Origin of the sequence: Synechococcus sp. A15-24, from assembly GCF_014280195.1 — a bacterium.
GTDB lineage: Bacteria > Cyanobacteriota > Cyanobacteriia > PCC-6307 > Cyanobiaceae > Parasynechococcus.
In genome coordinates, this window is the sequence record NZ_CP047960.1 from 891,895 (window position 1) to 915,221 (window position 23,327).

The window sequence follows — 23,327 nt, forward strand, 5'->3', positions numbered from 1 at the left end:
CGGATCACAGCTGCCACAGGTTGACCCATTGGCCGATCAACAGCACCCCCAGGCTGGCTGCGGCGGCGGTGATCGCGATGGCGCGGGGCCGCATCAGCACGGTGAACAATCCCGCCAATTTGAGGTCAACAACTGGTCCAAGCAACAGGAAGGCCAGTAGTGCCCCCGGCGTTACCTGCGCCGCGAAACCGAGGGCAAGGAAGGCATCCACGCTCGAGCACACCGACACCACCACCGCCAGCAGCATCAACGCCAGGATTGATCCTGTCGGTGCCCCGCCGATCGCCAGCAGCCAGCTGCGCGGCAACCAGGTCTGCACGGTGGCGGCGATGACGCAGCCGAGCACCAACAGAGCCAGCAGATCCAGGAATTCGCGACTGCTTTGATCCAGCACATCCCGCAGTAATGGGCGCTGCGGCCGTTGGCCCGTGCTGGCTGGCAGCGGTGCGCCGATCAACCCGCTGCCCCGTTGCAGCAGGTCGAGTTTGCGCAGCGGTTGACTGAGGCGCCGTTCGCTCAACAACGCCGTTTCCAGCAGCTGTGCTTCAGGCAGTTGTGCCAGGAGCAAGCTCAGCAGGATGGCCAGAAGGAAAGCCCCCAGGGGTCTGGCGATCAGCAGCCAGGGTTGATCGGGAAAGGCCGCCCAGGTGCTCGCCAGCACGATTGGATTCAGCACCGGTGCTGCAAACAGGAATCCAAAGCCGGTGCCTAAGGGTGCGCCACTGGCGAGCAGGCGGCGGGCGACCGGCACATTGCCGCATTCACAGGCCGGCAGGGCGAACCCCATCAGTGCGCCGGTGATCGGGGCAAGCACTGGGTGACGGGGCAAGCGGCTGATCCAGGCCCCCTGGGGCACCAGCCAACGGGCCAGGCCTGCGATCACCACCCCCAGCAGCAGAAACGGAATCGCCTCCAGGAGCAATCCTTGAAAGATCGCCCAGGCGGTGGCCACTCGTTCCACGTTCTGGCAGTTGCACCAAAAGGGATTCTCACAGTTTTACCAGCCATGGCGATAGCGGAGTGTGCGACGTTGAAGGCTGGTGCGGGAGCACGCGGTGGCGTTAGGGAGGGTGTTGTCAGGGCTGGTGTTGCTCTCGACCCTTGGGGCGGCTGCTCATGCCCAGACCCTCGACCAACGCTTTTTCCAGGTGCAGCTGCTGCTGGATCAGATCCAGCTGGCGGCATCGACAGGAGACGCCGCTGGGGTGTGCGCATTGTCCCGCCGCGCCAACGACCGCTTGCTCGACATTCTTCCGGCGCTGCAGCGGCAGCGCCCTGGGCTTGATCACGCGGCTCTCCAGGACCGGATTCTTCTGGGGTTCAGCCGCTGTGATCGGTAGGTCCACTCATTGCTGAGCGTTGATCCGCGATCCAGGTTGTTGTCAGTGAATGCACAGCGATGGGATTGATCCAGACCCTTCAGAGCCGTCTGCTGCGCTATGAATCCACTGCGCTACGGGATCGACAGGCCCATTTCAGCGCTGCACGCAATCTGGCGCGGGCCCAGTTTCTTCTGGGGGAGGCTGAACTCAGTCAGCGGTTGTGGCAGGACGTCGCCGATCGGGGGCTGGATGTCGAGCGGATCGAATAGCTGATGTACGGCTGCTGGTTTCAGGACGATCCAGACGCCATGGCTGAGGCCGATGCGGCGTATCTGAGCCGGACTGCACCGCCCGAATCCCCCGGCATCTTCGAGCACTGTTAATGGCTTTGCCGGTGGGTTTTGAGCTGCGGTGAACATCCTGCTGCTGCGTCCAGGGGACAACTGGCTTGATGCGAGCACGGTGCAGATCACTGATCACAGGGCTGATCACCTCCGTCAAGTGTTGCGATCAGCCGTGGGGGAGTCGATCCGGGTCGGCGTTGTGGGGGGTCAGCGGGGTGATGCACGGATCGAAGCGATCGATGCCACCGGCGTGACCCTGAGGGTGGCCCTCGGCGAACCGCCCCCGCCACGGCACCGATTTGACATCGTGCTGGCTCTGCCGCGCCCGAAGATGCTGCGCCGGATCCTGCGCACCGTGGCGGAATACGGGGTCTGCAACCTCCACCTGATCAACACTGCCCGGGTGGAGAAGAGCTTCTGGCAAACCCCGCTTCTGTCGACTGACAAGGTGGAGGAGGCCCTGATGGCAGGGATGGAACGAGCCCAAGACACCGTAGCGCCGGTGGTCCATCAGCACCGGTTGTTTCGCCCGTTTGTGGAGGATCAACTGTCGACGATCTGCGCCGGTCGCCCCTGCTGGCTGGCGGAGATGGGATCAGCCCTGGCCCTTTCAGCGACCCCCGCCGTACCGGCGGTGGTGATGATCGGTCCGGAGGGGGGCTTTGTTCCCTTCGAATTGGAGTTGGCCAAGGTGGTGATCGCGCAGCCGGTGCATCTGGGCACTCGGGTGCTCAGCGTGGATACGGCATTGACGGCCGCATTGGCGCTGGGTTGGGGATGATGGATGGCAACGTCAACACTGCATCGATGGGTGAGATGAACGACCAGGCCGGACTGGAGGCATTGGTGGCAGATCTGGGCAGCGGCAATGTGATCGATGCCGAGCTGCTGGAGGGTTGTTCGGTGGAGGCCCATGAGCTGGATGAGATGGGACCTGAGGAGGCGGCCCAGGTCGCTGCCCACTGTTTTGCCACCTTGTTTGGCCACACCGTGGAGTCCGCACAAGGCAGCGAGGCCGATGCGGATGCAGGCCGCTGGGCCGGAACGCTGGACGGCTTTGGGTTTGTGATCCGCCGGGATGACCTGGGGGATTTGGTGTTGGACTTCAGCGGGCCGGCGTCCTGATCAGCAGCAAGAGTCCGGAGATGGTCACCACGACGGTGAGCCCCCCGAGGATCACCGAATAGATCGGCTGCAGGTTGATCGGCCCGAAGTCTCCGGTGTGGATCTTCAGCAGCCAAAAGGCATCGATGTCCTGCTCCAGCAGCAGGCTGTAAAGGGAACCGGTTCCAGCCGTCAGCAGCAGCGGTGCTGCAGCGATCGGCACCAGCCTGCGGTGCAGGCGTCGAGCCTGGCGCTGTTGATTGCGGTTGGGCTGCCTCGTCATTGCTTGCGCATCTGCTGATGCAATTCCCTTTCATCGGAGCAGGGCATCCAACGACCGTTGTTCTGGTGAACCGTGGAGCAACCGATCTCCACCGCGCGGCTCATGGCCTCGGCTTGGCTGTCGTACATCCCCTTGCGATGGGCCTGAGCCCAACCGCTGTGGAGAAGGGATGTGCCAAGGAGTGCGAAGAGAGCGAAACGATGCATCGAACCGGACCCTGGATCAACGGCCTTCGCAATGTTGAAAGGCCTTGAGCTCGTTCATTCTGCCGGGCCCCTGCTGGCTGCCGGGATTGATGGCATCACGCATCTGGATCTGCGCATCGACGCAACGGTTGAAGCGCTGATGTCTGACCGCCTGAGGAATGAGCAGCATGGCCATGGTGAACAGGCTCAAGCTGCTGACGGCAGCCAGCACGGGGTAGGCGTGGGCTCGCACCATCTCCCGGGCGGAGAGGGTCTTGTCGTTGTGGTCGGTCATGACCTGGCACCTTGCTTGGTCATTCTGGAGTGATGTCGATGGAGCCTTGCGTGGCCGGTAGCTTGTGGAGCCGATCCGAGCCCAGGGCCACACGCCACTTGGTGAGCCAATCCCGTTCTGCGAATCCAGCTGACCAGCGCTGGGGTTTCTGGCCGCTGCTGCCGCTCACTTTTTAGTTGTAGGAACCAGTCTGAGGTGCTTGTCCCTGAGTTGTCCCTCATTTTTTGTGCAACTGGGCTGGATTGTGGGCAAGTGAGGGGTGTGTTTATTGGTTTGAGGGTTGGTTGCTGAAGCAGGTTTGTGTTTTGTGTTGTCAGATCAGATGAGATCGGGCTGATAGTTGATGAGATCGTCGCGATTGATGTTGAGGAGCGTGGTTTTGATGTTTTGGTCTGAGTCTTTGAGCACGAGCAGGTCGGCGGCCAGGGCGGCAGCGGGCTGATGCACCCGGTAATGCTGATCACTGCTGCTACCGAAGCTGCCGATCAAAACAATGCGCATGGTGCTCAGCTACGGGTGGCGTTGATCACTGTTTGCAGTGGTGCAGGCCAGCCGGTTTCGATTGGGCTTGAGCCGTTGGACCTCTCGTTGGGCGTGTCTAATGACGGCGTCAACAGCCTCGATGTCGCAACCCAGCGCAAGGATGGTGCTGGCTTGAGTCGGGATGCGCTCAAGGGGGGGGCAGTGCGTGAAGGCACTTCTCGCGGCTCAAAGACACTCTGATGCCAATCAGCAGAAGCGCCTGCCCGCGATCCATTCCTCATCAGAATCACTGCATCGACAGTGAGCGTTGTAGCTGGAGCAGGTTTGAATCCTGCCGATCAACGCTAATGATTCTCGGCGTTGCTTCTGATTAATAGTGTTCGCTAATAGATAGCTTGAGATTCTTGTGCCTGATGTGTTTCTGTTGTTCTGTGTGTCTGTTCAAATCATGATAAAGCTCGACAGGATGGCCTTCTATGAGTTTGCGACTCTCTTGAGCTGAAAAGGAAACTAAGGGTTGTACAGCAAAGTATGCTTTTCTTGGGCGCAAGTTGATATTTTGGATTCAAACAAATAATGCCTTTCAGCTTTTCCACTCTCTGTGAATCTTATAACAAATGCCAAGCACGGCTTTGCGGGCAGCCAGTGGCTTCGGCAAAAACAAGCATTACCAATACCGTTTCTTCTAGCTTTGTAAGGAGAAATGGCCAACACATGTCTTCAGGCTGGATATCGATGCCACGTGATCGGCAGCCTGAGGTCATGGACCAACCTGGTCTCGATCCTGCTGAGCATGTCCGAGCCCTTCAAGGTCTTCGACGGATTAATGCCATCAGTCGTTGTGTACCAGGCCTTTTGCGTTATTTAGAGAAGCTCGCTAGCGAAAGTCCCACGACTCAGTTGAGCGTGTTGGAGCTGGCTTGCGGAGGTGGTGATACGGCAATTGAGCTTGATGCGCTCGCTCGAAGACGTCACCTCAACATCTCGTTTCAAGCTTGTGACCTGAACCCTGAAGCTGTGCGGATCGCGCGCCGCAATGTTGCCAGATCAGAAAGTGGTGTTGGTGTGTTTGTTGAGGATGCTCTTGAACCGTCTGGATCCAAGCAATTTGATGTGGTGTATTGCACACTTTTTGTTCACCATCTCGATCCACCCGATGTGGTGCGACTACTCAAAGGGATGGCAGCTAGGGCTCGTCGACTTGTGATTGTTGACGATCTGATTAGGAGCCGTCTTGGGTATTCCTTGGCTTGGATGGGTACGCGACTGCTGAGCCGATCTTGGGTGGTTCATCACGATGGACCTGTGTCAGTCAAGGGGGCTTACACCCCCACGGAGATTTTGGATCTCGCCTCTCGAGCCGGTTTGCGTGACTGTGTTCTGGAACGGAGCTGGCCAGAGCGCTACCGGCTCTGCTGGACACCCCACTGACATGCGAAGCAATTGGGATGTCATCGTGATTGGGGCAGGAGTTGCCGGAGGCTTGGCAGCCTTCGATTGTGCAAATCGCGGCCTGCGAGTTCTGGTGGTTGAGAAACGGTCCTTCCCCCGCTGGAAGGTGTGTGGTTGCTGCTTTAACGCCAATTCTCTGGCATCACTGAGTGCCACAGGCCTCCCGAACCTCATGCACGATCAAGGTGCTGTGCCTCTCGATCAACTTCGTCTTGGTTGGGGTGGTAAGTCGCTCAAGCTTGGTTTGCCAGGCGGTTTGGCTTTGTCAAGGGAGCGCTTTGATCAGGCTTTGGTCAACGCCGCTGAGGGTGCTGGCGCAACATTGCGCTTTCGAACCAGTGCCGTGCTTGAGGAGATGACTCCTGAAGGTCGAATGGTGCGGTTACGTCCTCCCAGTGGTGCTCCAGTGGAACGTATCAGTGGCCGTGTCGTACTGGTCGCAGCCGGCTTAGAGCACCAGGTGATTTCTCCATCTCATGCGGCCAGTTCCAAAAGCACCCCGGAATCGAGGCTTGGTGCGGGTTGCCTCATCGCCGATGACGACGGAACTTACGAGTCTGGGACCATTCATATGGCCATTGGCCAGCATGGCTACGTCGGCTTGGTTCGCCGTGAAGATGGTGCTCTGAACTTGGCTGCTGCTTTCGACCGCGCTGTGGTCAAGTCTTCCGGCGGTGTGGCGCGTGCGGCACAACTTGTTCTGACTCAAGCCGGCTTCGCCTTGCCTCGATCTTTGGAGTCGTCTCGCTGGCAATTAACCCCCGCACTGACCCGTCGTGCCGGTGCGTTTGCAGGGCATCGCTTTTTGTTGCTCGGCGATGCGACAGGTTACGTGGAGCCTTTTACCGGTGAGGGAATGGCCTGGGCTCTTGCTGCGGGTGCGTCGGTTGCTCCCTTTGTTGAGGAAGCTCAGGGGGAATGGACAGTGGATCTGGAGCGGCGTTGGCGAAGAAGGCTGGTGGATCTGACGATCAGTCGTCAGCGCGTGTGCAGTGTGTTGTCGACTGTGTTGAGACAACCGCTCACCACAACCGCATTGTTCAGCCTCGGGTCTCAATGGCCTGCTGTACCGCAACGCATTATCAGCAGCCTCAATCGCGTGCATCCCCTAATGGCGAGGTCTTAATCCATGCCTCTCATCCTTCACGGAATGGGTACGGCAGTACCAACTCAGCGATTGAGCCAGGCAGAAGCGGTGCAAGTGGCGCATCGCATCAATGCAGAAAGTCCTGAGCATTCAAGGCTGATGTCGCGCATCTATCAGAAAACCAAGGTTCTCACCCGTGGAAGTGTGCTCCTCGAGAATGATGGTCTCAATGGCACGAGCACGACCAAGGATCGTCTCAGTTTCTACGGCTCAGAAAGCCCTGGGACGGCACGACGGATGCATGCTTATAACACTCACGCCGGTGGGTTGTCTCTTGAGGCTGCTACGAAGGCGCTATCTGATGGTGATATCTCATCAGGGGCGATCACCCACCTCATCACGGTCAGTTGTACTGGGTTTCATTCACCTGGTATTGACCTTTTCTTGATTGAAAAGCTTGATCTATCGCCGAGTGTTCAGAGGACACACATCGGATTCATGGGATGCCACGCTGCGCTGAATGGCTTGCGTGTTGCCCATGCCTTCGCGGAAATGGATCCAAAGGCGGTTGTTTTGGTTTGTGCTGTTGAGCTTTGTAGCCTCCATATGGCTTATGGCTGGCACCCAGAGAAGGTCGTTGCCAATGCTTTGTTTGCTGATGGGGCGGCTGCTGTTGTCGCCTCCTCGGATCCTTCCCTTTCTGATCAATCCTTGGTCTTGCGCCGCAGTGGCTCAACAGTGATTCCTGATAGTGCAGATCTGATGCAATGGGAGATTGGCGACCATGGTTTTGCGATGGGGTTGTCTCCCCTTGTTCCGGAAACGGTTGGTGCTGCCTTGTTGCCTTGGTTGCGAGATTGGCTCAAGGATCAGTCGATTGATCTTGAGGCGGTGACGAGCTGGGCTGTGCATCCTGGCGGACCCAGAATTCTCTCCACCTGTGCAGAGGTTTTGTCGTTGGACCCAGGCCTACTGCACGAATCCAGAGGCATACTTCAGGATCACGGCAACATGTCATCCGCAACGATCCTGTTCATTCTTGATCGATTGCGTCGGCGGTCAACTACTGGTCCTTGTCTTGCACTGGCCTTTGGCCCTGGGCTGAGTGCTGAGGTTGCACTTTTTGATTTTGAATAACAGTCAATATTCGTTTTGCCTGTTTCACTGCCTGGGGAATTATCATCGCATCTGTACATATCTCTGATCGGATGATGTTGCTCGGCGATGTCACACTTGGGTGTCCCCAGAGGCGTCAGTGGCGTGAATCTTTTCAGTGATTTTGCTCTGCCTTGCCCCTTTCCTTCGACAGAATCACTGCATCGATGGGGAGTGTGGTGGCTGGAGCTGGTGTGAATCCTGCTCATCAGCGCTGGGGTTTCTGGCCGCTGCTGCCACTCGGTTTCATGTTGCAAGAATAGGTCGAAGCTGCTTGTCCTTGAGTCGTCTCTGGAATTTTGTGCAACTGGGCAGGATGGGGTGCAACGACAACCATCTCCTTACCTGAAAAATTCCTCCGGATTGAAAACGTGAATCTCGGGAAGCAGCAGAGTTTCTTGCATGGACTGAGAAGGAAGCCGCGTTAAAGCATTTCAGGACGCAATCTGCTGGGCCGATAAGAGATCAGGAAGGCCTGTTGGCCGGCAGCCTCTGATTTCACGGCAGTGATCAGGTCTTCACCGGTGTTCCAGACCCAGACCTGGTCGTTATGGCTGTCGTGGTCGAGGCTGGTGCTTAGCGGTGGCCCATGTTGAGCGCGCAGGCCTGCAAGCACCTCTGTCATGTCATCAATGGCGAACTCGTAAGCCAGCTTCGTCAGCCCTTGTTCTGGGTCGACTTCAAACGTGGCCTGTGAAACGGGGAGTCGATCCAGAAACACATCTCTCTTGATGTAGCAACCGTCCTGCTCTTCGTTCAGGGCTTGGCCTTGACCCAGATGGATCGCCACTTGCTCGAACGGCATGCCCCATGCCAGCCCTTCGACGCAGGCGTCCACCCTGCCAGCGCTGCAGAACAAAAGCAGCCCTACTTACGCCGTGATCAGAAGGTTCTGGAGTTGGTGCAGCACCTTCATGCGGCGATCAATCACTGTTCAGATTTTGTTGGTTCGTAGGGCCGTTGCCTACTGCCTTTTGAGGACAAGCCCCTTAACAAGTTCAATGTTGTGACGCCGCAGTTTGAGCAGTCTTGAAGCCCTTTAGCCCAGTTGAGGCTCGCCAGGCATCTAGGTGCACCTAAGCGAGGGTCTTCCTGGTCAGTTTCCCTATACCCCCCGCCAGTTGTCCCAGGGTGGGGTTTTTGAGTGCCTGACTGGGATTTACCCTGGGACAACCCATTTTTTTCAGAGGAGTTGTCCCAGGGTAGATGGGTACACCTATCTGTCTCAGAAGCGCCTGGGACATTTTCCGTCAATTCAGCCGATTGTCCCAGGGTTGTCCCAGGGTTGTCCCAGGCCTACTTCCCTTGCAACGACTGGATTTAACCCTACCTGGGACAAAAATAATTCTCTGTCTCCCCGCGAGGCAGTCACGGCCCAATAAACCAAATTTCCGAGCCTTGTCCCGGTCGGTTCGGAATCGATCAAACCCTTCGCCTTAAGCCGCTGGAGCGATTTCCTGACCGCCGCGTCCACTTTCGGCCTACGGTTAGTGACTCCACCTCCTCGCGCCTCAGAGGCCCTTCTGCACGCAATAGAGCCCGCTCCTCTTGTGCGCTTCGATGTTTTGCAGATGTTGACCCGAGGGTTTAGCGCTGTTCAACATCTTTGGATCCCTGCAGGTGGCTTTCTGTTTGTTTAATAATTGATCTTGTTATGATGATTGCATCGATTTTTTGCATTGCTTGTGCTTCGAGTTGAGGTTGATGTTTAACTAATGTTGATTACCTCTTCCCTTGAAGCTTATTTGATACGGCCTTAACTGTAGAAAGCAAATGACCTCACCTGTGATTGACGATTTTTGTGTGGAAGATCTAAATGATGGGATCTATTCACTTAAGACTACCGAAATGTCTTCTGCTTGCTCAGTTGATAATGTGTCTGAGCTCGAGGAACTGGTGAGTCGAGAGTATAAGAATATTTGTTCTACATTGTGTTTAGATGACGATGGCGATCGACTCTTGCTGAAAGCTAAATGCTTAGCGCATGTTCAATTGCTTGGAGCTTTTTTTCATAATTACCAAAAATATTTATACAAGTCTTATGATCACGAGATGGCAAAGCATTTGTATGCTGATTGGTCTCGTCTAGGTATAGCATTTAACGTAATTGCAAATGTTCAGAATTCCAGGTTGGGTGATGGTTGAGCCTACATTGTTTAGTATGTATGTATAAATGTTGGAATTACTCGATGACCGCTTTTGTTATGACATGATCAGCAGCAACGCTGGTCTGTTTCTCCCGGTACGGAGTGGCACAGGCTTAAGAATTTCTTTGCGTGGGGTTTCGTTTTTTGCCTCTTTGCGCTTTCAGTAGTTGCTAATAATATTCAGCTCTAGCAATTCAATGGCATCGACGTCTAAATCATGGATGCGTACCCGTGAACTTGCTGAATATCTCGGTATCCATAGGAATACGTTGGGTCGGATGATACGAGATGGTGTCTTGAGGGACGGATGCCATCGTTGCAAAATTAATCCCTTGTCTCCTCGAGGAGAACATATTTGGGATAGAGATGCTGTTTTGATTGCCTTGAAAAGGCTCTAGTAAGCAATATTCGTTCCGTAGGTACGTTTTAGGGATGGTCTCTTTGGGGAGTCGTTGCTGCAGTGGTCCCAAAGTGGCTTACACAGCCACTTGTGGGGTTGATGCTCACTGTTGTTTGTTTCAGGTGTTTAGTTCTCCCCGAGCAATTCTTCTGTAAGTTGCAAGAACAATGGCTTTGGATGATTGATCTTTGCCATCACTTGTCTTGCCTTGGCAATATGAATTGTCGGCCAATGTGTCAAAGTCTATCTGCATAGCATGTAAGTTTTTGCAAACCTCCTCAGGCGTTATGCCTAGATGATCTCGCATGGCGTGGAGCTTCGAGCAGTTGACTAAAATTTCTTCTTTACTTGTTTCTGTAAATCTTTCACGATATTGCTTTGATCCCCCTCCATAGCCCATTAATGCTCCTCCGGCCATAAGTACAACGTATCCACCTGTCATTCCCATTCCGCCTGCGGCAAGTGAGCCTCCTCCCAGGAACGCGAGTCCTGCTGATGTTGCTGCGGCTCCTGTAAGTCCCATCATTCCGCCGATCATCCCAGCGGCATAAGGAGCTACCAGAAGAAGTGCAAGAGCACCAGCCCCAACCCAGATCCACGTGTAATTTTCTCCGTTGACTGTCTTTACGATCTTCTTTGTGCATGCTTCATAGTCATCCCGCATGCTTTTAAGCGTGACTGCCGAAAATGTACGCAAAACTGGAAGGTTGCATATGTATTTACAGTAATTATTGAAGTCAATATCGTCCGTTCTTAGTTTTTGGTATCGGGTGTCTCCCTCTGTGAATTCATGGAAAGGTGCCCATGTAGCTGCCTCAACGCAAAAAGCTGCTGTTTTGGTGTTATGTAAGTTTGCCTCGTTTAGAGCTTCGTGAAGTTTATCCTCATTAATCAGTTCGCCTAGTTCGAGAAGATCGCAGGTGGTTCTTTTCCATTGTTCGCACCAATCTGCCTTGAGTTTCCTGTAGCGATCTTGGTCTACTATGTCTGATGAATCTCTGAAAATATTTTTTAGAGATTGGCGGTTCGGAAGGATGCTTTCCTTTGATGATGCCTTTAGAGCCCAGTACTTGACGGATGCCAGGAGCCGAACTTCTGATTGATCGAAGGCAAAGCTGTCAGATGCAGGAGAGATCGCGTTCATGCCTCTGCCGAATTTCTTCTATTTACTTTAGGTTTGCGTTTTCCTTCTGTTGAATTTCTTCTATTTACTTTAGGTTTGCGTTTTCCTTCTGTCGATCAATTGATATCTTTTTGCTTTTGAATTGGTCTTGTAGGAATTAATGGTATTGGCTTATCTTAGCTTGAGCAAGCAAGTGTTCAAGCTTTTTTTGAATATCTCTGACACGTGCGTCAATTTCTTTTGAGAAATTCTGCTTGGTAGTTTCCTGAAGGACCCTTGCTGAATTAGTCGCTTGCTTCTGTTTTTTCCTATCCGAAGACTTCTCGGATGATTTCGTTAGAGCGAAAACGGTGATGGTCGGAATATGTCTTGCGGAGCATGTCTTCAGAGGTTGAGAGAAGGCTAGCGATCTGGAGAACGTCTAGTTGTTTCACTTCTAAAAGCCGTCTCGCTGCGTTATGCCGAAGAGTTCTAAGTCCGATCAGCTCTCGATCTTTCTTCAAGCCACGTTCTTCTGATAGTTCTCGCCAGATCCAACCGTGGATTGACGCAAGCTCTTGTTCGGTTTTTCTCTGTTGATCTTGACTGGGTTTTTCATCCCATGGGCTTGCCGCGTCTCTTAGGCGTTGTGGAGGTGTGTTGAGTCGCTTGACGCCGATGGCCTCCAAAAGTTGCTTCCATGACGGGGATAGTTTGGATTGTCGATTCCTGCCGCGTTTGCTGTCTCGACAATCCACATAGACCCCAACGCCTACTTCCAGACTTCCTGGAGACGTCCATAACAGCCTGGAGGCCATCACCATGGCTCCACGCGCACCTGTGATAGCGACCCAAGATGTCAGCCAGGCAGCAGCGTGAGCTAAGTCGGATTCCGGAGCTCTATCCCAGAGGTTCAGGATCACTCGCTGGATCTCTGCCGGGTCTACGGGTTTTCCCTGTCCAGCCTGTGGAGCTTGGTAGCCGTAGTCCAGGCCAGGATTGAGTTGCTTCCCGTCAGTGGCAATCCCATACAGCAAGCATGCGGACGAGATCGCGTCTCTGCGGCTCCGCGCTTCGGCTGGCCAGCTTTGGATCCAACGCAGAAGGTCATCTCTGCTGGTGGCCCTGCAGTTGTTCTCTGAAAGCCACTGAACACAGGACTTCAGCCATTTCACCCGTCGCGCAGCGTGCTTCTCAGAGTTCCCTGAGTGTTCGATTCGTCCTAAGGCTTGTCGTTGGTAAACCCCCAGCGAGCTGCCAACGGGTCCGCCCGCATTCCTTTGGAGGTTGTTGTCGAATTCGGCGAGTGCCGTATCAACAGCCGTTGAGATCACGACGTCACCGTCTTGGTATGACGCGTTTAACTTCAGCCACTTCTGGTCACCGCTTCCTTCAGGCCTGGTGTTGAAGGTCAGGTAGATCAACTCCTCTCCACTGGGCCTTGTCTTGCGCCGCAGTGACAGCCCGAAGCGATCAGAGTGCTTGGTGCGGAGATACTTGGCTAGGCCCTTCAGCCTTGCGCTGTTGCGGCGAAGCCCAGTGGCTGCTGTCATTCAGGGACAGAGTGGCTTGCACGCCTAACCTATCCCTGATTTGTCCCTAAAGCCACTCGCACAAGGTTGTGCCCAGTTGCACAGCTTGAGACCACGAGAGAGTTGAATCCAGTCATGGCAGGAGATCTGAGTGCAACTGAGGGCATCTCGCGAGATGATCAGGGCTGGCCGTGGTGGCCGCTGCTGCCGCTCTATCCCTATGGCCGCCGCCACACGCTGTTCAGTGAGTTGATCCCTGGCCAGCTCTGGAGTCTGGAGCAGCTGCAGGGGGTGTATTACGTGGCTGTTCCGGTGCGGCTCACCGTTGCCAAGGTGCCCGGTGGCTTGATGTTGGTGAACCCATTGCCGCCGACCGGTGAGGTTCGCCAAGCCATTGCCAGGCTGGAACAGCAGCATGGGCCCGTGCGCACGATCGTGCTGCCCACCGCCTCTGGTCTGGAGCACAAGCTTCCCCTGGGACCCCTGGCTCGGGCGTTCCCCAAGGCTGATGTCTGGGTCTGCCCCGGGCAGTGGAGCTTCCCGGTTCAGTTGCCTCTGGCCTGGTTGGGCGTTCCGGCACGCCGCACGCATGTGTTGTTAGACGATGGCGTCCCCCATGGCGATGTTTGTGAGTGGTTGTCGTTGGGACCCCTCGACCTTGGCGTCGGTCGCTTCCAGGAGATCTCCTGTTTTCATAGTCCGTCAGGCGCTCTGCTGGTCACCGATGCCCTGGTGGGCATCAGTGTTGAGCCGCCTTCGCTGTTTGATCTCGACCCCACGGCGCTGTTGTTCCACGCCCGCGAGCGGGGTGATCAGCTTTTGCACGACACGCCCGAGGCGCGTCGACGTGGTTGGGCGCGGCTGGTGCTGTTTGCCTCCTACCTGCGGCCGGAACCGTTGGAGGTGCCAACCCTCAAGGAGGTGTTTCGCCATGCCTTTCGCCCCGGTCTGCGATCGGCCAAAGCCCACTTCGGGCTCTATCCCTTTCGGTGGAAGCCGGGTTGGGAGGCCGCCGCTGCTGAGTTGATGGGGGAAGCGGAGCCCAAAATTCAGGTGGCGCCGGTGTTGGAGCGGTTGGTGTTACCCCGTGCCAAGAAATCTCTGCTCGATTGGTTGGAGCAGCTGGGTCAATGGAGCGATCTGCGCTGGCTGGTGTCAGCCCACTACAGCGCTCCCATCGGTTTCACGACAGGAACGTTGGATTCACTTGTTCGGGATCTGACCGAACGCCCCTGGGCACCCAGCACCAGCAACTGGGAGTTTCTTGGATCGATTGATCAACGCTTGCTGGATCTCGGCGTAGTGCCTGAGCAACCTCGTCTCAGAGGTTGAGTTCGTCGTCCGGCTCGATGGCCATCTGCTCATCAGCGAACAAGGTCTCTTCCAGCTCCTTGCGCTGCTCCATCTGACGCAGGAAGTAGCCCGTCATCATTGCTGAAGCAAGCATGTTTGCCAGGTTGTCGCGGTTGGCTGTGACCTTCACTTCGAAGTGTTCACCGGGGAGCATTCCCAGCAACCCTTGGACGTTGTGGCGAATGATGTCCTGGATGTCGTTGCTGGCGGACTTCGCGACACGCTGCAAGGTGTCCGGTGTTTGCTCCTGCAGGTACTGGATCAGGCTGTTCCCCGCTTGACCGTCGTTGCTGTCAGTGGTCAGGAACTCGGGGTTGAACATCCGTTGTGATCTACATCACGGACCTGAACATAACGCAAGCACCCGTGATCAACTGCCATCAGCAGGGGCGGGGATCCGTAAGGGACCGAACTGCTGCAACGGCCAGTAGCGCCAGATCGCTGTTCCGATCACGTTGCGCTCCGGCAACGGTCCCCACAGATGGGAATCCAGGCTGGCGTTGCGGTTGTCACCCATCACCCACAGCTGATCTTCGGGCACCTGAATTGGTGCCATGACGTAGTCCATGGATTCGCTGATCCAGGGCTCTTTGATCTCCTCACCATTGCGGCGCAGAACGCCGTTCTCCACCATCAACTGATCACCGGGCAAGCCCACCACCCGTTTGATCAAGGCCGCGTTGGGGTCGTATCCAGCAGCCACCAGCTGCTGCGGCGGTGCAAACACCACCACATCCCCGCGCTGCAGGTGCCGGTGCAGGCGTCGGGTCAGCCGAGGTCGGATCTTCTCCACCAGGATCCGGTCCTGCAGCTGCAGGGTGGGCAGCATCGACCCCGATGGAATCCAGCGCGGTTCCACCACCACCCAGCGCAGTAACAGCGCCAGCAGTGCCCAGACGATCAGGTTCCGCCAGAACCCTTTGGAGCTCTCCTGGGCGGGGGGTGTGGTGGATGGGGGCGTCATTGACCCAAGATCGCACCAGCCAGAACCACTGCACTGACCACTGCCCGCGCCAATCTGCAGGCGGCCCTGACGCTGCTGGACGGTCTGCGTCAGCAGGGCATGACGCGGCTGGTGCTGTGTCCGGGCAGCCGCTCCGGTCCATTGGCGGCTGCTGCCGGGCTGTTGGCAGCCCGAGGTGATCTGGCGTTGACCACGGCCATCGATGAACGGTCGGCGGCCTTCCTCGCCCTGGGCATGGCCACCTCCCGTGGTCGTGCTGTGGCGGTGGTCACCACCTCCGGCACAGCCGTCGCCAACCTGCTGCCGGCAGCCGTTGAAGCCGACCGTTCCACCCAGCCGCTGCTGCTGCTCACCGCTGATCGCCCCGCCCGGTTGAAAAATTGCGGTGCCAATCAGACCGTGAATCAGGAGCAGTTTCTGCAGTCGGTCTGCCGTTGGCTGGGCCATGGAGCCCCGGAGGGACTGGCCAGCCAGCCGCCTCAAGCGCTTTTCGATCTTGCCCATGAGGCTTGGCGGCACTGCCACGGCCGCCCCCCTGGACCGGTGCAGCTCAACCTTCCGTTTGAGGAACCGTTGCATGGGTCCCCGGAGGATCAGCAGTCGGTGCAGGTGTCCGGCCTGCAGCGCTCGGCGCCAGCACCATCAAGTGATTCAACGCTGGGGGCAGCCCCTCAGCTCAATCCCAACCAAGCGGGCGTCGTGGTGGCCGGCCCCTGGCGTGGATTGGCTCCAGCCTTGCCGGCGTATCAGCAGGCTCTGCGGCAGTGGTTGGCCCGTAGCGGTTGGCCTTTGTTAGCGGATCCACTGGCCGCCATCCCCGCCGAGTGTCCTGGGCAGCTGGATGGCTGGGAGCTTCAGCTTGATCGCCTGCAGCTGGCGCCAGGCAGCCCCGTGCTGCGTCTGGGGCCACTGCCCGCCAGTCGGCGGCTGGAGGCATGGCTGCAGCGGCAGACGGGGCCGCAACTGCTGATCAGTGAGGGGGAACCCCGTGGTCTCGACCCGCTGGGGCTTGCAGATCAATGGAGTGGCGGGCTGGCGGCCTGGTGGGCGGAGCAGAACCAGGACTCCACAGTCGCATCGACACCGGAGCCAGTGATGCCTCAGTCCGGGATGGCGGCTTTGCTGCGGCAGCGGTTGCCACTGCAGGGAGCCGTGAACGAACCGGCCCTGGCCCATTGGTTGTCGCTGTTGCTGCCGCCGCAGTTGCCGGTGATGCTGGCGGCCAGTTCCCCCGTCCGGGATTGGCTGATCTGGGGCGGAATCAAGGCTCAAAACCGCCGCTGCTTCAGCTTCCGCGGAGCATCCGGCATCGATGGAACGCTCTCGTTGGCCATGGGACTGGCCATGGAGCAGGGCCCCCTGGTGCTGGTGACAGGCGATCTGGCCCTGCTGCACGACAGCAATGGCTGGTTGCATGGCGCCCAAGGCAGCCCGCCGCTCCTGGTGCTGCTGATCGACAACCAGGGCGGCGGCATCTTCCAGCAGCTGCCGGTTGAGTCGAAGCAGTTCGATCGCCTCTTCGCCATGCCCCAGCGGGTCAACCCACTGGCCCTGGCGGCTGCCCACGGCATCGACGGGCGACAGGTGGCCTGCCTGGAGGATCTGCCTAAGGCCCTCGAGTGGGGGCTGGCTCAGGGACGGCCTGCTCTGTTGCGGCTGGCGACGGACCGTGAGGCGGATGCCCGCTTGCGAACCCAGCTGCGCTCCGCTGCGCAGAATGCAGAACCTCTGCTCTGAAGCTGATGGCCGAGTTGCGGCAGGTGCTCCCCGGTGACCCCGCAGCGGCGTGGACAGCCTGGGGGACTTACACCGACATCTTCGTGGACCGCTGCAGCGAGGGCATCGCCCGGGTGGCGATCAACCGCCCCGCCAAGCGCAATGCCTTTCGGCCTCAGACCGTGGTGGAGCTCTGCGATGCCTTCAGCCGCATCCGAGACGACCGCTCGATCGGTGTAGTGCTGTTCACCGGGGTGGGCCCCGCCGCCGATGGTGGCTTCGCCTTCTGTTCAGGCGGTGATCAGAGCGTGCGCGTTGACGGCGGATACGCGGGCGATGACGGCCTGCCGCGGCTCAATGTGCTCGATCTGCAACGGATCATCCGCAGCCTGCCCAAGGTGGTGATCGCCCTGGTGGCGGGCTACGCCATGGGGGGCGGTCAGGTGTTGCACCTGCTCTGCGACCTCAGCCTGGCCGCGGACAACGCTGTCTTCGGGCAGACCGGCCCGAAGGTGGGCAGCTTCGATGGTGGTTTCGGAGCCGGCTACCTGGCCCGGGTGGTGGGACAGCGCAAGGCGCGCGAGATCTGGTTCCTCTGTCGCCGATACGGCGCCGACGAGGCCCTGCGGATGGGGTTGGTCAATGCTGTGGTTCCCCTCGATCAACTGGAGGCGGAAGGGGTGCGCTGGGCCCGGGAGGTGTTGCAGCACAGCCCGACCGCGATCCGTTGCCTGAAGGCAGCGTTCAATGCGGAAACCGATGGCTTGGCCGGCATCCAGGAGCTGGCCGGCAATGCCACGCATCTCTTTTACCGAACCGACGAAGCGCTCGAGGGCCGCAATGCCTTCCTGGAGAAACGGCCCCCTGACTTCTCTGAAACCGGCTGGTTACCTTGAGCGCATGCTTCCGGTCACCCTCCCAGAACCACTGCCCCTGCTGCAGGCGGCCTCGATGGATTCGCTGATGGAAGCCCTGGCGTCGCTGCCGGAAGAACTGCGTGAGCAGAAGGATCGGCACATCGTTCTCTTGCGGGGGCGGCGTCGTCTGCTGCTGCTCGAGAACGGCAACCTGAGCCTCGCCTTCCCCGTAGCCACTGGCATGCCTGGTTGGGAGACCCCCACCGGCAACTTCGCGGTGTTTCAGAAGATCGATCAACCCGTCTGGGTGCACCCCGTCACCGGTGAGCGGCTGGAGGAGCAGGGACCAGACAACCCCCTGGGCAGCCATTGGATCGCCTTTCAACGCGATTGCCTCGGCCGCGATGCCCATGACGGCGATCGCTGGATCAAGATCAAGGGCTGCACCACGACCGGCTTTCACGGCACCCCCCACCGCTGGACCGTGGGCCGGGCCATCTCCCATGGCTGTGTGCGCCTCTACGACGAGGATGTGCGCAGGCTTTATGGGCAGGTGAAGCTCGGTACCCAGGTGACCGTGCTGCCCTGAGCCGGCAGATCGACGAATTCCCCTTAAAGTCGCCGCGCCAACGCCGATTTCATCCATGCGCATCCTCTTCGCTGCCGCGGAATGCGCCCCGATGATCAAGGTCGGTGGCATGGGGGATGTGGTGGGATCGCTGCCCCCGGCTCTGGCCAAGCTTGGCCACGACGTGCGGCTGATCATGCCCGGCTACTCCAAGCTCTGGACCAAGCTGACGATCTCGGGCGAACCCATCTGGCGCGCCCAGACGATGGGTACGGAATTCGCGGTTTACGAGACGAAGCATCCCGGCAATGGGATGACGATTTATCTGGTGGGACATCCGGTGTTCGATCCCGAGCGGATCTATGGCGGTGAAGATGAGGACTGGCGCTTCACCTTCTTTGCCAGTGCCGCCGCTGAATTCGCCTGGAATGTCTGGAAGCCGAATGTTCTTCACTGCCACGACTGGCACACCGGCATGATTCCGGTCTGGATGCACCAAGACCCGGAGATCAGCACGGTCTTCACCATCCACAACCTCAAGTACCAGGGCCCCTGGCGTTGGAAGCTGGATCGCATCACCTGGTGCCCCTGGTACATGCAGGGAGATCACACCATGGCGGCGGCACTGCTGTACGCCGACCGGGTCAACGCCGTCTCCCCCACCTACGCCGAAGAAATCCGTACGGCGGAGTACGGCGAAAAGCTGGATGGTTTGCTCAATTTCGTCTCCGGCAAGCTGCGCGGCATCCTCAATGGCATTGACCTCGAGGCCTGGAACCCCCAGACCGATCGGGCTCTGCCGGCCACCTTCAGCGCCGACGACCTCTCCGGTAAAGCGGTCTGCAAGCGGGTGTTGCAGGAGCGCATGGGTCTTGAGGTGCGTGACGACGCCTTTGTCCTCGGCATGGTCAGCCGACTCGTCGATCAGAAGGGCGTTGACCTGCTTCTGCAGGTGGCGGACCGTTTGCTCGCCTACACCGACACGCAGATCGTGGTGCTCGGCACCGGTGACCGTGGCCTGGAATCTGGCCTGTGGCAGCTGGCCTCCCGCCATGCCGGCCGTTGCGCCGTCTTCCTCACCTACGACGACGACCTCTCCCGACTGATCTATGCCGGCAGTGACGCCTTCCTGATGCCCAGTCGCTTCGAGCCTTGCGGCATCAGCCAGCTGTACGCCATGCGTTATGGCTCCGTTCCTGTGGTGCGCAAGGTGGGCGGACTGGTGGACACCGTTCCTCCCCATAGTCCAGCCGATGCCAGCGGGACTGGCTTCTGCTTCGATCGCTTCGAACCTGTCGACTTCTACACCGCATTGGTGCGTGCCTGGGAGGCCTACCGCCATCGCGGCAGCTGGCAGGAGTTGCAGAAGCGCGGCATGCAGCAGGATTACAGCTGGGACCGTTCGGCCATCGATTACGACGTCATGTACCGCGATGTCTGCGGTCTGAAGGAACCCACCCCTGACGCCGCAATGGTGGAACAGTTCTCCCAGGGACAGGCTGCGGATCCCTCTCGCCCAGAGGATGATGCGATCACTGCAGCTCCCGAGGCGGTCACCGCGCCGTCCGGCCCCAGCCGCAACCCCCTCAATCGTCTCTTCGGCCGCAGGGCCGGCTGATCTTGCCCAATCTCCCGGCGCCCTACGTCAGCCCCTGGAAAGAGCTCGCCCGCAACCTGCGGGCTCTCTGGGCTGATCTGGGCCTGCGAGGCCAGGAGCTCTGGCGACGCAACCGGGAGGGGGATCTTTCGGTACCGGGGTTCTGGCCCAACAACCTGCTGCCCTGGTTCTGGCCTGCGGTTCTGGCCCTGGTGCTGGCCGCACTTGTGTCAGCTGGGGTTCTGCTGATGCCGCCGCCGCCGGAAGCGGTCAATCCCTCGCCACCGCCCCCGGTTGCCATCCGCGAACTTCCGGCCCCCGATCCAATCCCGGAAGAGGAGCCGGTGGTGATCATCCCTGAGCCAGAGCCGCCACCACCGCTGCGCATCGATCCGCTGCTGGAGCTGTTTCTGGATGGTTCAGCGCCCGAAGATCTGCTGCTGGCGGCCCAGCCCGATGGCGTGAACAACCGCCTTGAGCTGCGCCTTGCCGAGAGCTGGTGGGATCTGCCGGAAGCCCGCCGCCAGGAACTGGCGATGGAGTGGCAGGCCCGTTGCGCCGATCTGGGCTACGGCGAGCTGCGGCTGCTGGCGCGCGACGATCAGTTGATCGGGCGGTCAGCCCGGGTCGGCAGCGGCATGATCCTGTTCAACAATGTGGCGCCGGCATGACCCTGCGGATCCAGCAGCTCATTGATCTCTGGGGGGAACCGGAGGGGGCTGTGGTGAACCCGGATCAACCCGTTGGGACGGTCTGCACCGACAGCCGCCATCTGAAGGCCGGCGATTTCTTTGTTCCCCTGGTGGGGGAACGCTTCGATGGTCATCGCTTTCTCGAGCAGTTGCCGGCGTTGGGGGGGCAGGGGGCTGTGGTGTCGCTGGACTGGACAGCGCCGCTTCCTTTCGGATTGCTGCACTGGCGAGTGGATGACACCCTGGCGGCCTACCAACAGATGGCGTTGTTGCACCGCCGTCAGCTCGGCCTGCCCCTGGTGGCCGTGACCGGTTCCGCCGGCAAGACCACAACACGGGAGTTGATTCGGGCTGTGCTGGCGCCGCTGGGGGCGATTCAAGCCAGTGACGGCAACAACAACAACGACATCGGCGTGCCCCTCACCGTGTTGGGAGCGGGTTCGGACCATGCCGCTCTGGTGATTGAGATGGGCATGCGCGGACCGGGAGAGATCGCCCGCTTGTCCCGCTGCACTGAACCGGATGTGGCTGTGATCACCAACATCGGCACCGCCCACATCGGGCGGCTGGGCAGTCGCGAGGCCATCGCCACCGCCAAGTGCGAGATCACGGCTGCCCTTCATCCGCAGGGGGTGGTGGTCATCCCCGCCGGCGACCCATTGCTGGAGCAGGCTCTCGCTGCTGTCTGGCAGGGGCGGGTGCTGCGGGTGCGATTGGAGGATGACCCGGACATCACTGCTGACCTGATCGGCGCCGTTCGGAACGATCGTCTCCTACTGGATGAGGCTTCTGTCCCTCTGCCGCTGGATGGTCGTCACAACGCCCGCAATCTGCTGCTGGCTCTGGCGGTGGGCTCCCATCTGGGGGTTGATCCAGCCAGCGCTGCGCAGTTGCAGGTCAACATCCCCGGCGGCCGCAATCGACGTTTGCAGCAGGGGGGACTCACGCTGCTGGATGAGACCTACAACGCCTCGCCCGAGGCGGTGCTGGCGGCTCTCGACCTTCTCGCTGATCAGCCGGGCCGGCGTTTCGCGGTGCTGGGCACCATGTTGGAGCTGGGAGATCGCAGCATTGAGCTCCATCAGCAGGTGGCCGCAAGGGCCGCTGCACTGAAGCTGGATGGGGTGGTGCTGGTGGATGGCGGAGACGAAGGCCAGGCCATGGCCAACGTTGCTTCCGGCCTGGATCGTCTGGCTCTGGTCGCAATGCCTGAGGCAGCAGCTGCCCCCCTGGGCCAGTGGCTACAGGCCGGTGATGTGGTGCTGCTCAAGGCCAGCCGCGGTGTCGCCCTGGAACGGTTGATCCCCTTGCTGCCGTCGGTTTAGGCCGGACGGTCTGCCCAGCCCTCCTTGCTCAACTGCTTCGCGCGGCCGATGGCCAGGGCGCCATCAGGCACATCCTTGGTGATTGTCGATCCTGCACCAACCGTCACCTTGGATCCCAGGGTCACAGGGGCCACCAGCACCGAATTGGCGCCGGTCTTGCTCCCATCGCCGATCACCGTGCGGTGCTTACGCACACCGTCGTAATTGGCGGTGATCGTGCCGGCTCCCACGTTGACGTTCTCACCGAGGCTGGCGTCGCCGATGTAGCTGAGGTGGTTGATCTTGCTGCCGGCACCCACCTGGCTTTTCTTCACCTCCACAAAGTTGCCGATGCGGCAACCATCGGCGATGTCGGCCGCCGGACGCAGATGAGCAAAAGGTCCGATAGCAACGCCATTGCCCACCGTGGCCTCCCGGACAATGGAATGCAGCACGGAAACGTCGTTGCCGAGCTCGGCATTGTCCAGCAGGCTGCCGGGTCCCAGGCGGCAGTTGTCGCCGATGCGGCAGCTACCGCGCAGATGGGTTTGCGGTTCGATCACCACATCGCGACCGAAGCGGCAGTCTTCACTGAGGGTGCAGCTGCCGGGGTCGACGAAGGTGACGCCCTCCGCCATCCAGTGGTCGCGCAGGCGCTGCTGCAGGACGGCTTCACATTGGGCGAGTTGCTTGCGGTTGTTGATGCCGTTCACCTCATCGGGATCGGCGACTTCCACGTGCATGGCCAGCGGCAGCATCGCCACGGTGTCCGTCAGGTAGAGCTCCCCCTGGTCGTTGTCGGTGCTCAGCTTGGGCAGGACCTCCGCCAGCGCCTGCCAGTTGAAGCAATAGATGCCGGCGTTGGTGAGGTTGTTGCTGCGCTGCTCCTCGGAGCAGTCGCGATGCTCAACGATGGCGCTCACCTTCCCATCGGCATCGACAAACACCCGGCCATAGCCCGTCGGGTCCTCCAGGCGTGCCGTCAGCAGCGTGACATCGGCTCCGCTCTGTCGGTGGCCATTCGCAAGGGATTCAATCGTTTCCGCCCGGAGCAGGGGCACGTCGCCATTGAGCACCAGCAATTCACCCTCAAATCTCTGCAGCACCGGCAGCAGCTGTTGCACGGCATGGCCGGTGCCGTTCTGGGGTTGCTGCAGCACGAATTCGAGTCCGCCGATGGCTGCTAGCTGCTCCTCTACCCGTTCGGCCTGATGCCCCACGATCAGCAGGCGACGTTCCGGCTGAAGGTTGGCGGCACTGGCGAGCACCCGTTCCACGAGGGTGGCACCGGCCAGGGGCTGCAGCACCTTGGGCAGCGCGCTTTTCATCCGGGTGCCTTTTCCAGCGGCCAGAACGGCGACGGCAAGCATCTCGGCCATGAACAA

29 protein-coding genes are annotated in these 23,327 nt (G+C 59.1%); 17 read left to right on the top strand and 12 right to left on the bottom strand.

From position 1 onward, the window contains the following. Positions 1–4: 4 nt before the first annotated feature. Positions 5–961 (bottom strand): permease, encoded by a 957-nt coding sequence (locus SynA1524_RS04800; RefSeq protein ID WP_186499176.1) that lies wholly within the window; start codon positions 959–961, stop codon positions 5–7. A 79-nt stretch (positions 962–1,040) separates the two neighbouring features. On the opposite strand from SynA1524_RS04800, the gene SynA1524_RS04805 reads away from it, so the two are divergent. The 4 genes from SynA1524_RS04805 to SynA1524_RS04820 all read left to right on the top strand — a co-directional run bounded on the left by SynA1524_RS04805 (position 1,041) and on the right by SynA1524_RS04820 (position 2,791). After that, positions 1,041–1,340: a hypothetical protein gene (locus SynA1524_RS04805; RefSeq protein ID WP_186499177.1), complete on the top strand. Its 300-nt coding sequence runs from the start codon at positions 1,041–1,043 to the stop codon at positions 1,338–1,340. A 59-nt stretch (positions 1,341–1,399) separates the two neighbouring features. Then, positions 1,400–1,591 (top strand): hypothetical protein, encoded by a 192-nt coding sequence (locus tag SynA1524_RS13185; RefSeq protein WP_353616577.1) that lies wholly within the window; start codon positions 1,400–1,402, stop codon positions 1,589–1,591. A gap of 142 nt (positions 1,592–1,733) precedes the next feature. After that, on the top strand, positions 1,734–2,447 hold the full coding sequence (locus SynA1524_RS04815; RefSeq protein ID WP_186499178.1) for a 16S rRNA (uracil(1498)-N(3))-methyltransferase: 714 nt from the start codon (positions 1,734–1,736) through the stop codon (positions 2,445–2,447). Further along, a complete protein-coding gene (locus SynA1524_RS04820) occupies positions 2,444–2,791 on the top strand; it encodes a hypothetical protein (protein ID WP_286188735.1) in 348 nt (115 codons plus the stop codon). Before SynA1524_RS04815 ends, SynA1524_RS04820 begins: the two co-directional genes overlap by 4 nt. Here SynA1524_RS04820 and SynA1524_RS04825 read toward each other — a convergent pair. From SynA1524_RS04825 to SynA1524_RS04845, 5 genes are all read right to left on the bottom strand, one after another. Then, complete coding sequence (locus SynA1524_RS04825; protein WP_186499179.1) at positions 2,772–3,053, bottom strand: hypothetical protein; 282 nt, start codon at positions 3,051–3,053, stop codon at positions 2,772–2,774. The two genes, SynA1524_RS04820 and SynA1524_RS04825, sit on opposite strands and share 20 nt — an antisense overlap. Next, positions 3,050–3,259, bottom strand: a complete 210-nt coding sequence (locus tag SynA1524_RS04830) for a DUF3721 domain-containing protein (protein ID WP_186499180.1) — start codon at positions 3,257–3,259, stop codon at positions 3,050–3,052. The genes SynA1524_RS04825 and SynA1524_RS04830 overlap by 4 nt, the downstream gene beginning before the upstream one ends. Positions 3,260–3,275: 16 nt before the next feature. Further along, on the bottom strand, positions 3,276–3,533 hold the full coding sequence (locus SynA1524_RS04835; RefSeq protein WP_186499181.1) for a hypothetical protein: 258 nt from the start codon (positions 3,531–3,533) through the stop codon (positions 3,276–3,278). A 19-nt stretch (positions 3,534–3,552) separates the two neighbouring features. Then, the gene (locus SynA1524_RS04840) at positions 3,553–3,702 is read right to left on the bottom strand and encodes a hypothetical protein (RefSeq protein WP_186499182.1); all 150 of its coding nucleotides are present in this window, start codon (positions 3,700–3,702) and stop codon (positions 3,553–3,555) included. Between the two features lie 149 nt (positions 3,703–3,851). Next, on the bottom strand, positions 3,852–4,022 hold the full coding sequence (locus SynA1524_RS04845; RefSeq protein WP_222930511.1) for a hypothetical protein: 171 nt from the start codon (positions 4,020–4,022) through the stop codon (positions 3,852–3,854). A gap of 27 nt (positions 4,023–4,049) precedes the next feature. Here SynA1524_RS04845 and SynA1524_RS04850 point away from each other — a divergent pair, with 27 nt between their 5' ends. The 4 genes from SynA1524_RS04850 (at position 4,050) to SynA1524_RS04865 (ending at position 7,692) form a co-directional block, all read left to right on the top strand. Continuing rightward, complete coding sequence (locus SynA1524_RS04850) at positions 4,050–4,256, top strand: hypothetical protein (RefSeq protein ID WP_186499184.1); 207 nt, start codon at positions 4,050–4,052, stop codon at positions 4,254–4,256. 474 nt (positions 4,257–4,730) lie between these two features. After that, the gene (locus tag SynA1524_RS04855) at positions 4,731–5,447 is read left to right on the top strand and encodes a class I SAM-dependent methyltransferase (protein ID WP_186499512.1); all 717 of its coding nucleotides are present in this window, start codon (positions 4,731–4,733) and stop codon (positions 5,445–5,447) included. A 1-nt stretch (position 5,448) separates the two neighbouring features. Further along, the gene (locus SynA1524_RS04860; protein WP_186499185.1) at positions 5,449–6,594 is read left to right on the top strand and encodes an NAD(P)/FAD-dependent oxidoreductase; all 1,146 of its coding nucleotides are present in this window, start codon (positions 5,449–5,451) and stop codon (positions 6,592–6,594) included. A gap of 3 nt (positions 6,595–6,597) precedes the next feature. Beyond that, on the top strand, positions 6,598–7,692 hold the full coding sequence (locus SynA1524_RS04865; RefSeq protein ID WP_186499186.1) for a type III polyketide synthase: 1,095 nt from the start codon (positions 6,598–6,600) through the stop codon (positions 7,690–7,692). 442 nt (positions 7,693–8,134) lie between these two features. Here the strand turns inward: SynA1524_RS04865 and SynA1524_RS04870 are convergent, their stop codons facing one another. After that, on the bottom strand, positions 8,135–8,548 hold the full coding sequence (locus tag SynA1524_RS04870; protein WP_286188692.1) for a hypothetical protein: 414 nt from the start codon (positions 8,546–8,548) through the stop codon (positions 8,135–8,137). Positions 8,549–9,483: 935 nt separating this feature from the next. Between SynA1524_RS04870 and SynA1524_RS04875 the strand changes: the two genes are divergently transcribed. Next, a complete protein-coding gene (locus SynA1524_RS04875) occupies positions 9,484–9,855 on the top strand; it encodes a hypothetical protein (protein ID WP_186499187.1) in 372 nt (123 codons plus the stop codon). A gap of 223 nt (positions 9,856–10,078) precedes the next feature. Then, entirely contained in the window at positions 10,079–10,255 is a 177-nt protein-coding gene (locus SynA1524_RS04880) for an excisionase family DNA-binding protein (RefSeq protein ID WP_286188693.1), read from the top strand. Positions 10,256–10,375: 120 nt separating this feature from the next. On the opposite strand, the gene SynA1524_RS04885 is transcribed toward SynA1524_RS04880, so the two are convergent. Further along, positions 10,376–11,401 (bottom strand): hypothetical protein, encoded by a 1,026-nt coding sequence (locus SynA1524_RS04885; protein ID WP_186499189.1) that lies wholly within the window; start codon positions 11,399–11,401, stop codon positions 10,376–10,378. A 287-nt stretch (positions 11,402–11,688) separates the two neighbouring features. Further along, positions 11,689–12,912 (bottom strand): site-specific integrase, encoded by a 1,224-nt coding sequence (locus tag SynA1524_RS04890; RefSeq protein WP_186499190.1) that lies wholly within the window; start codon positions 12,910–12,912, stop codon positions 11,689–11,691. A 114-nt stretch (positions 12,913–13,026) separates the two neighbouring features. On the opposite strand from SynA1524_RS04890, the gene SynA1524_RS04895 reads away from it, so the two are divergent. Beyond that, entirely contained in the window at positions 13,027–14,223 is a 1,197-nt protein-coding gene (locus SynA1524_RS04895; protein WP_186499191.1) for a DUF4336 domain-containing protein, read from the top strand. Here SynA1524_RS04895 and SynA1524_RS04900 read toward each other — a convergent pair. Beyond that, positions 14,213–14,566, bottom strand: coding sequence for a DUF760 domain-containing protein (locus SynA1524_RS04900; protein WP_011127860.1), 354 nt, complete (start codon positions 14,564–14,566; stop codon positions 14,213–14,215). The two genes, SynA1524_RS04895 and SynA1524_RS04900, sit on opposite strands and share 11 nt — an antisense overlap. Positions 14,567–14,614: 48 nt before the next feature. Next, the gene (gene lepB, locus SynA1524_RS04905; RefSeq protein ID WP_186499192.1) at positions 14,615–15,208 is read right to left on the bottom strand and encodes a signal peptidase I; all 594 of its coding nucleotides are present in this window, start codon (positions 15,206–15,208) and stop codon (positions 14,615–14,617) included. Positions 15,209–15,262: 54 nt separating this feature from the next. Between lepB and menD the strand changes: the two genes are divergently transcribed. The 6 genes from menD to SynA1524_RS04935 are packed head-to-tail and all read left to right on the top strand — an operon-like array spanning position 15,263 to position 21,963. After that, positions 15,263–16,945, top strand: coding sequence for a 2-succinyl-5-enolpyruvyl-6-hydroxy-3-cyclohexene-1-carboxylic-acid synthase (menD, locus tag SynA1524_RS04910; RefSeq protein ID WP_186499513.1), 1,683 nt, complete (start codon positions 15,263–15,265; stop codon positions 16,943–16,945). A 5-nt stretch (positions 16,946–16,950) separates the two neighbouring features. Continuing rightward, entirely contained in the window at positions 16,951–17,820 is an 870-nt protein-coding gene (gene menB, locus SynA1524_RS04915) for a 1,4-dihydroxy-2-naphthoyl-CoA synthase (RefSeq protein ID WP_186499193.1), read from the top strand. 4 nt (positions 17,821–17,824) lie between these two features. Next, positions 17,825–18,370 (top strand): L,D-transpeptidase, encoded by a 546-nt coding sequence (locus SynA1524_RS04920; RefSeq protein ID WP_186499194.1) that lies wholly within the window; start codon positions 17,825–17,827, stop codon positions 18,368–18,370. 55 nt (positions 18,371–18,425) lie between these two features. Continuing rightward, positions 18,426–19,967 (top strand): glycogen synthase GlgA, encoded by a 1,542-nt coding sequence (glgA, locus tag SynA1524_RS04925; protein ID WP_186499195.1) that lies wholly within the window; start codon positions 18,426–18,428, stop codon positions 19,965–19,967. A 2-nt stretch (positions 19,968–19,969) separates the two neighbouring features. Further along, on the top strand, positions 19,970–20,617 hold the full coding sequence (locus SynA1524_RS04930; RefSeq protein WP_286188694.1) for a hypothetical protein: 648 nt from the start codon (positions 19,970–19,972) through the stop codon (positions 20,615–20,617). Then, on the top strand, positions 20,614–21,963 hold the full coding sequence (locus tag SynA1524_RS04935) for a UDP-N-acetylmuramoyl-tripeptide--D-alanyl-D-alanine ligase (protein WP_186499196.1): 1,350 nt from the start codon (positions 20,614–20,616) through the stop codon (positions 21,961–21,963). The genes SynA1524_RS04930 and SynA1524_RS04935 overlap by 4 nt, the downstream gene beginning before the upstream one ends. Here SynA1524_RS04935 and glmU read toward each other — a convergent pair. Continuing rightward, positions 21,960–23,312 carry a bifunctional UDP-N-acetylglucosamine diphosphorylase/glucosamine-1-phosphate N-acetyltransferase GlmU gene (glmU, locus tag SynA1524_RS04940; protein WP_186499515.1) on the bottom strand — a complete coding sequence of 451 codons (1,353 nt, stop codon included), beginning with the start codon at positions 23,310–23,312 and terminating at the stop codon, positions 21,960–21,962. The genes SynA1524_RS04935 and glmU overlap by 4 nt on opposite strands. Between the last annotated feature and the right edge of the window lie 15 nt (positions 23,313–23,327).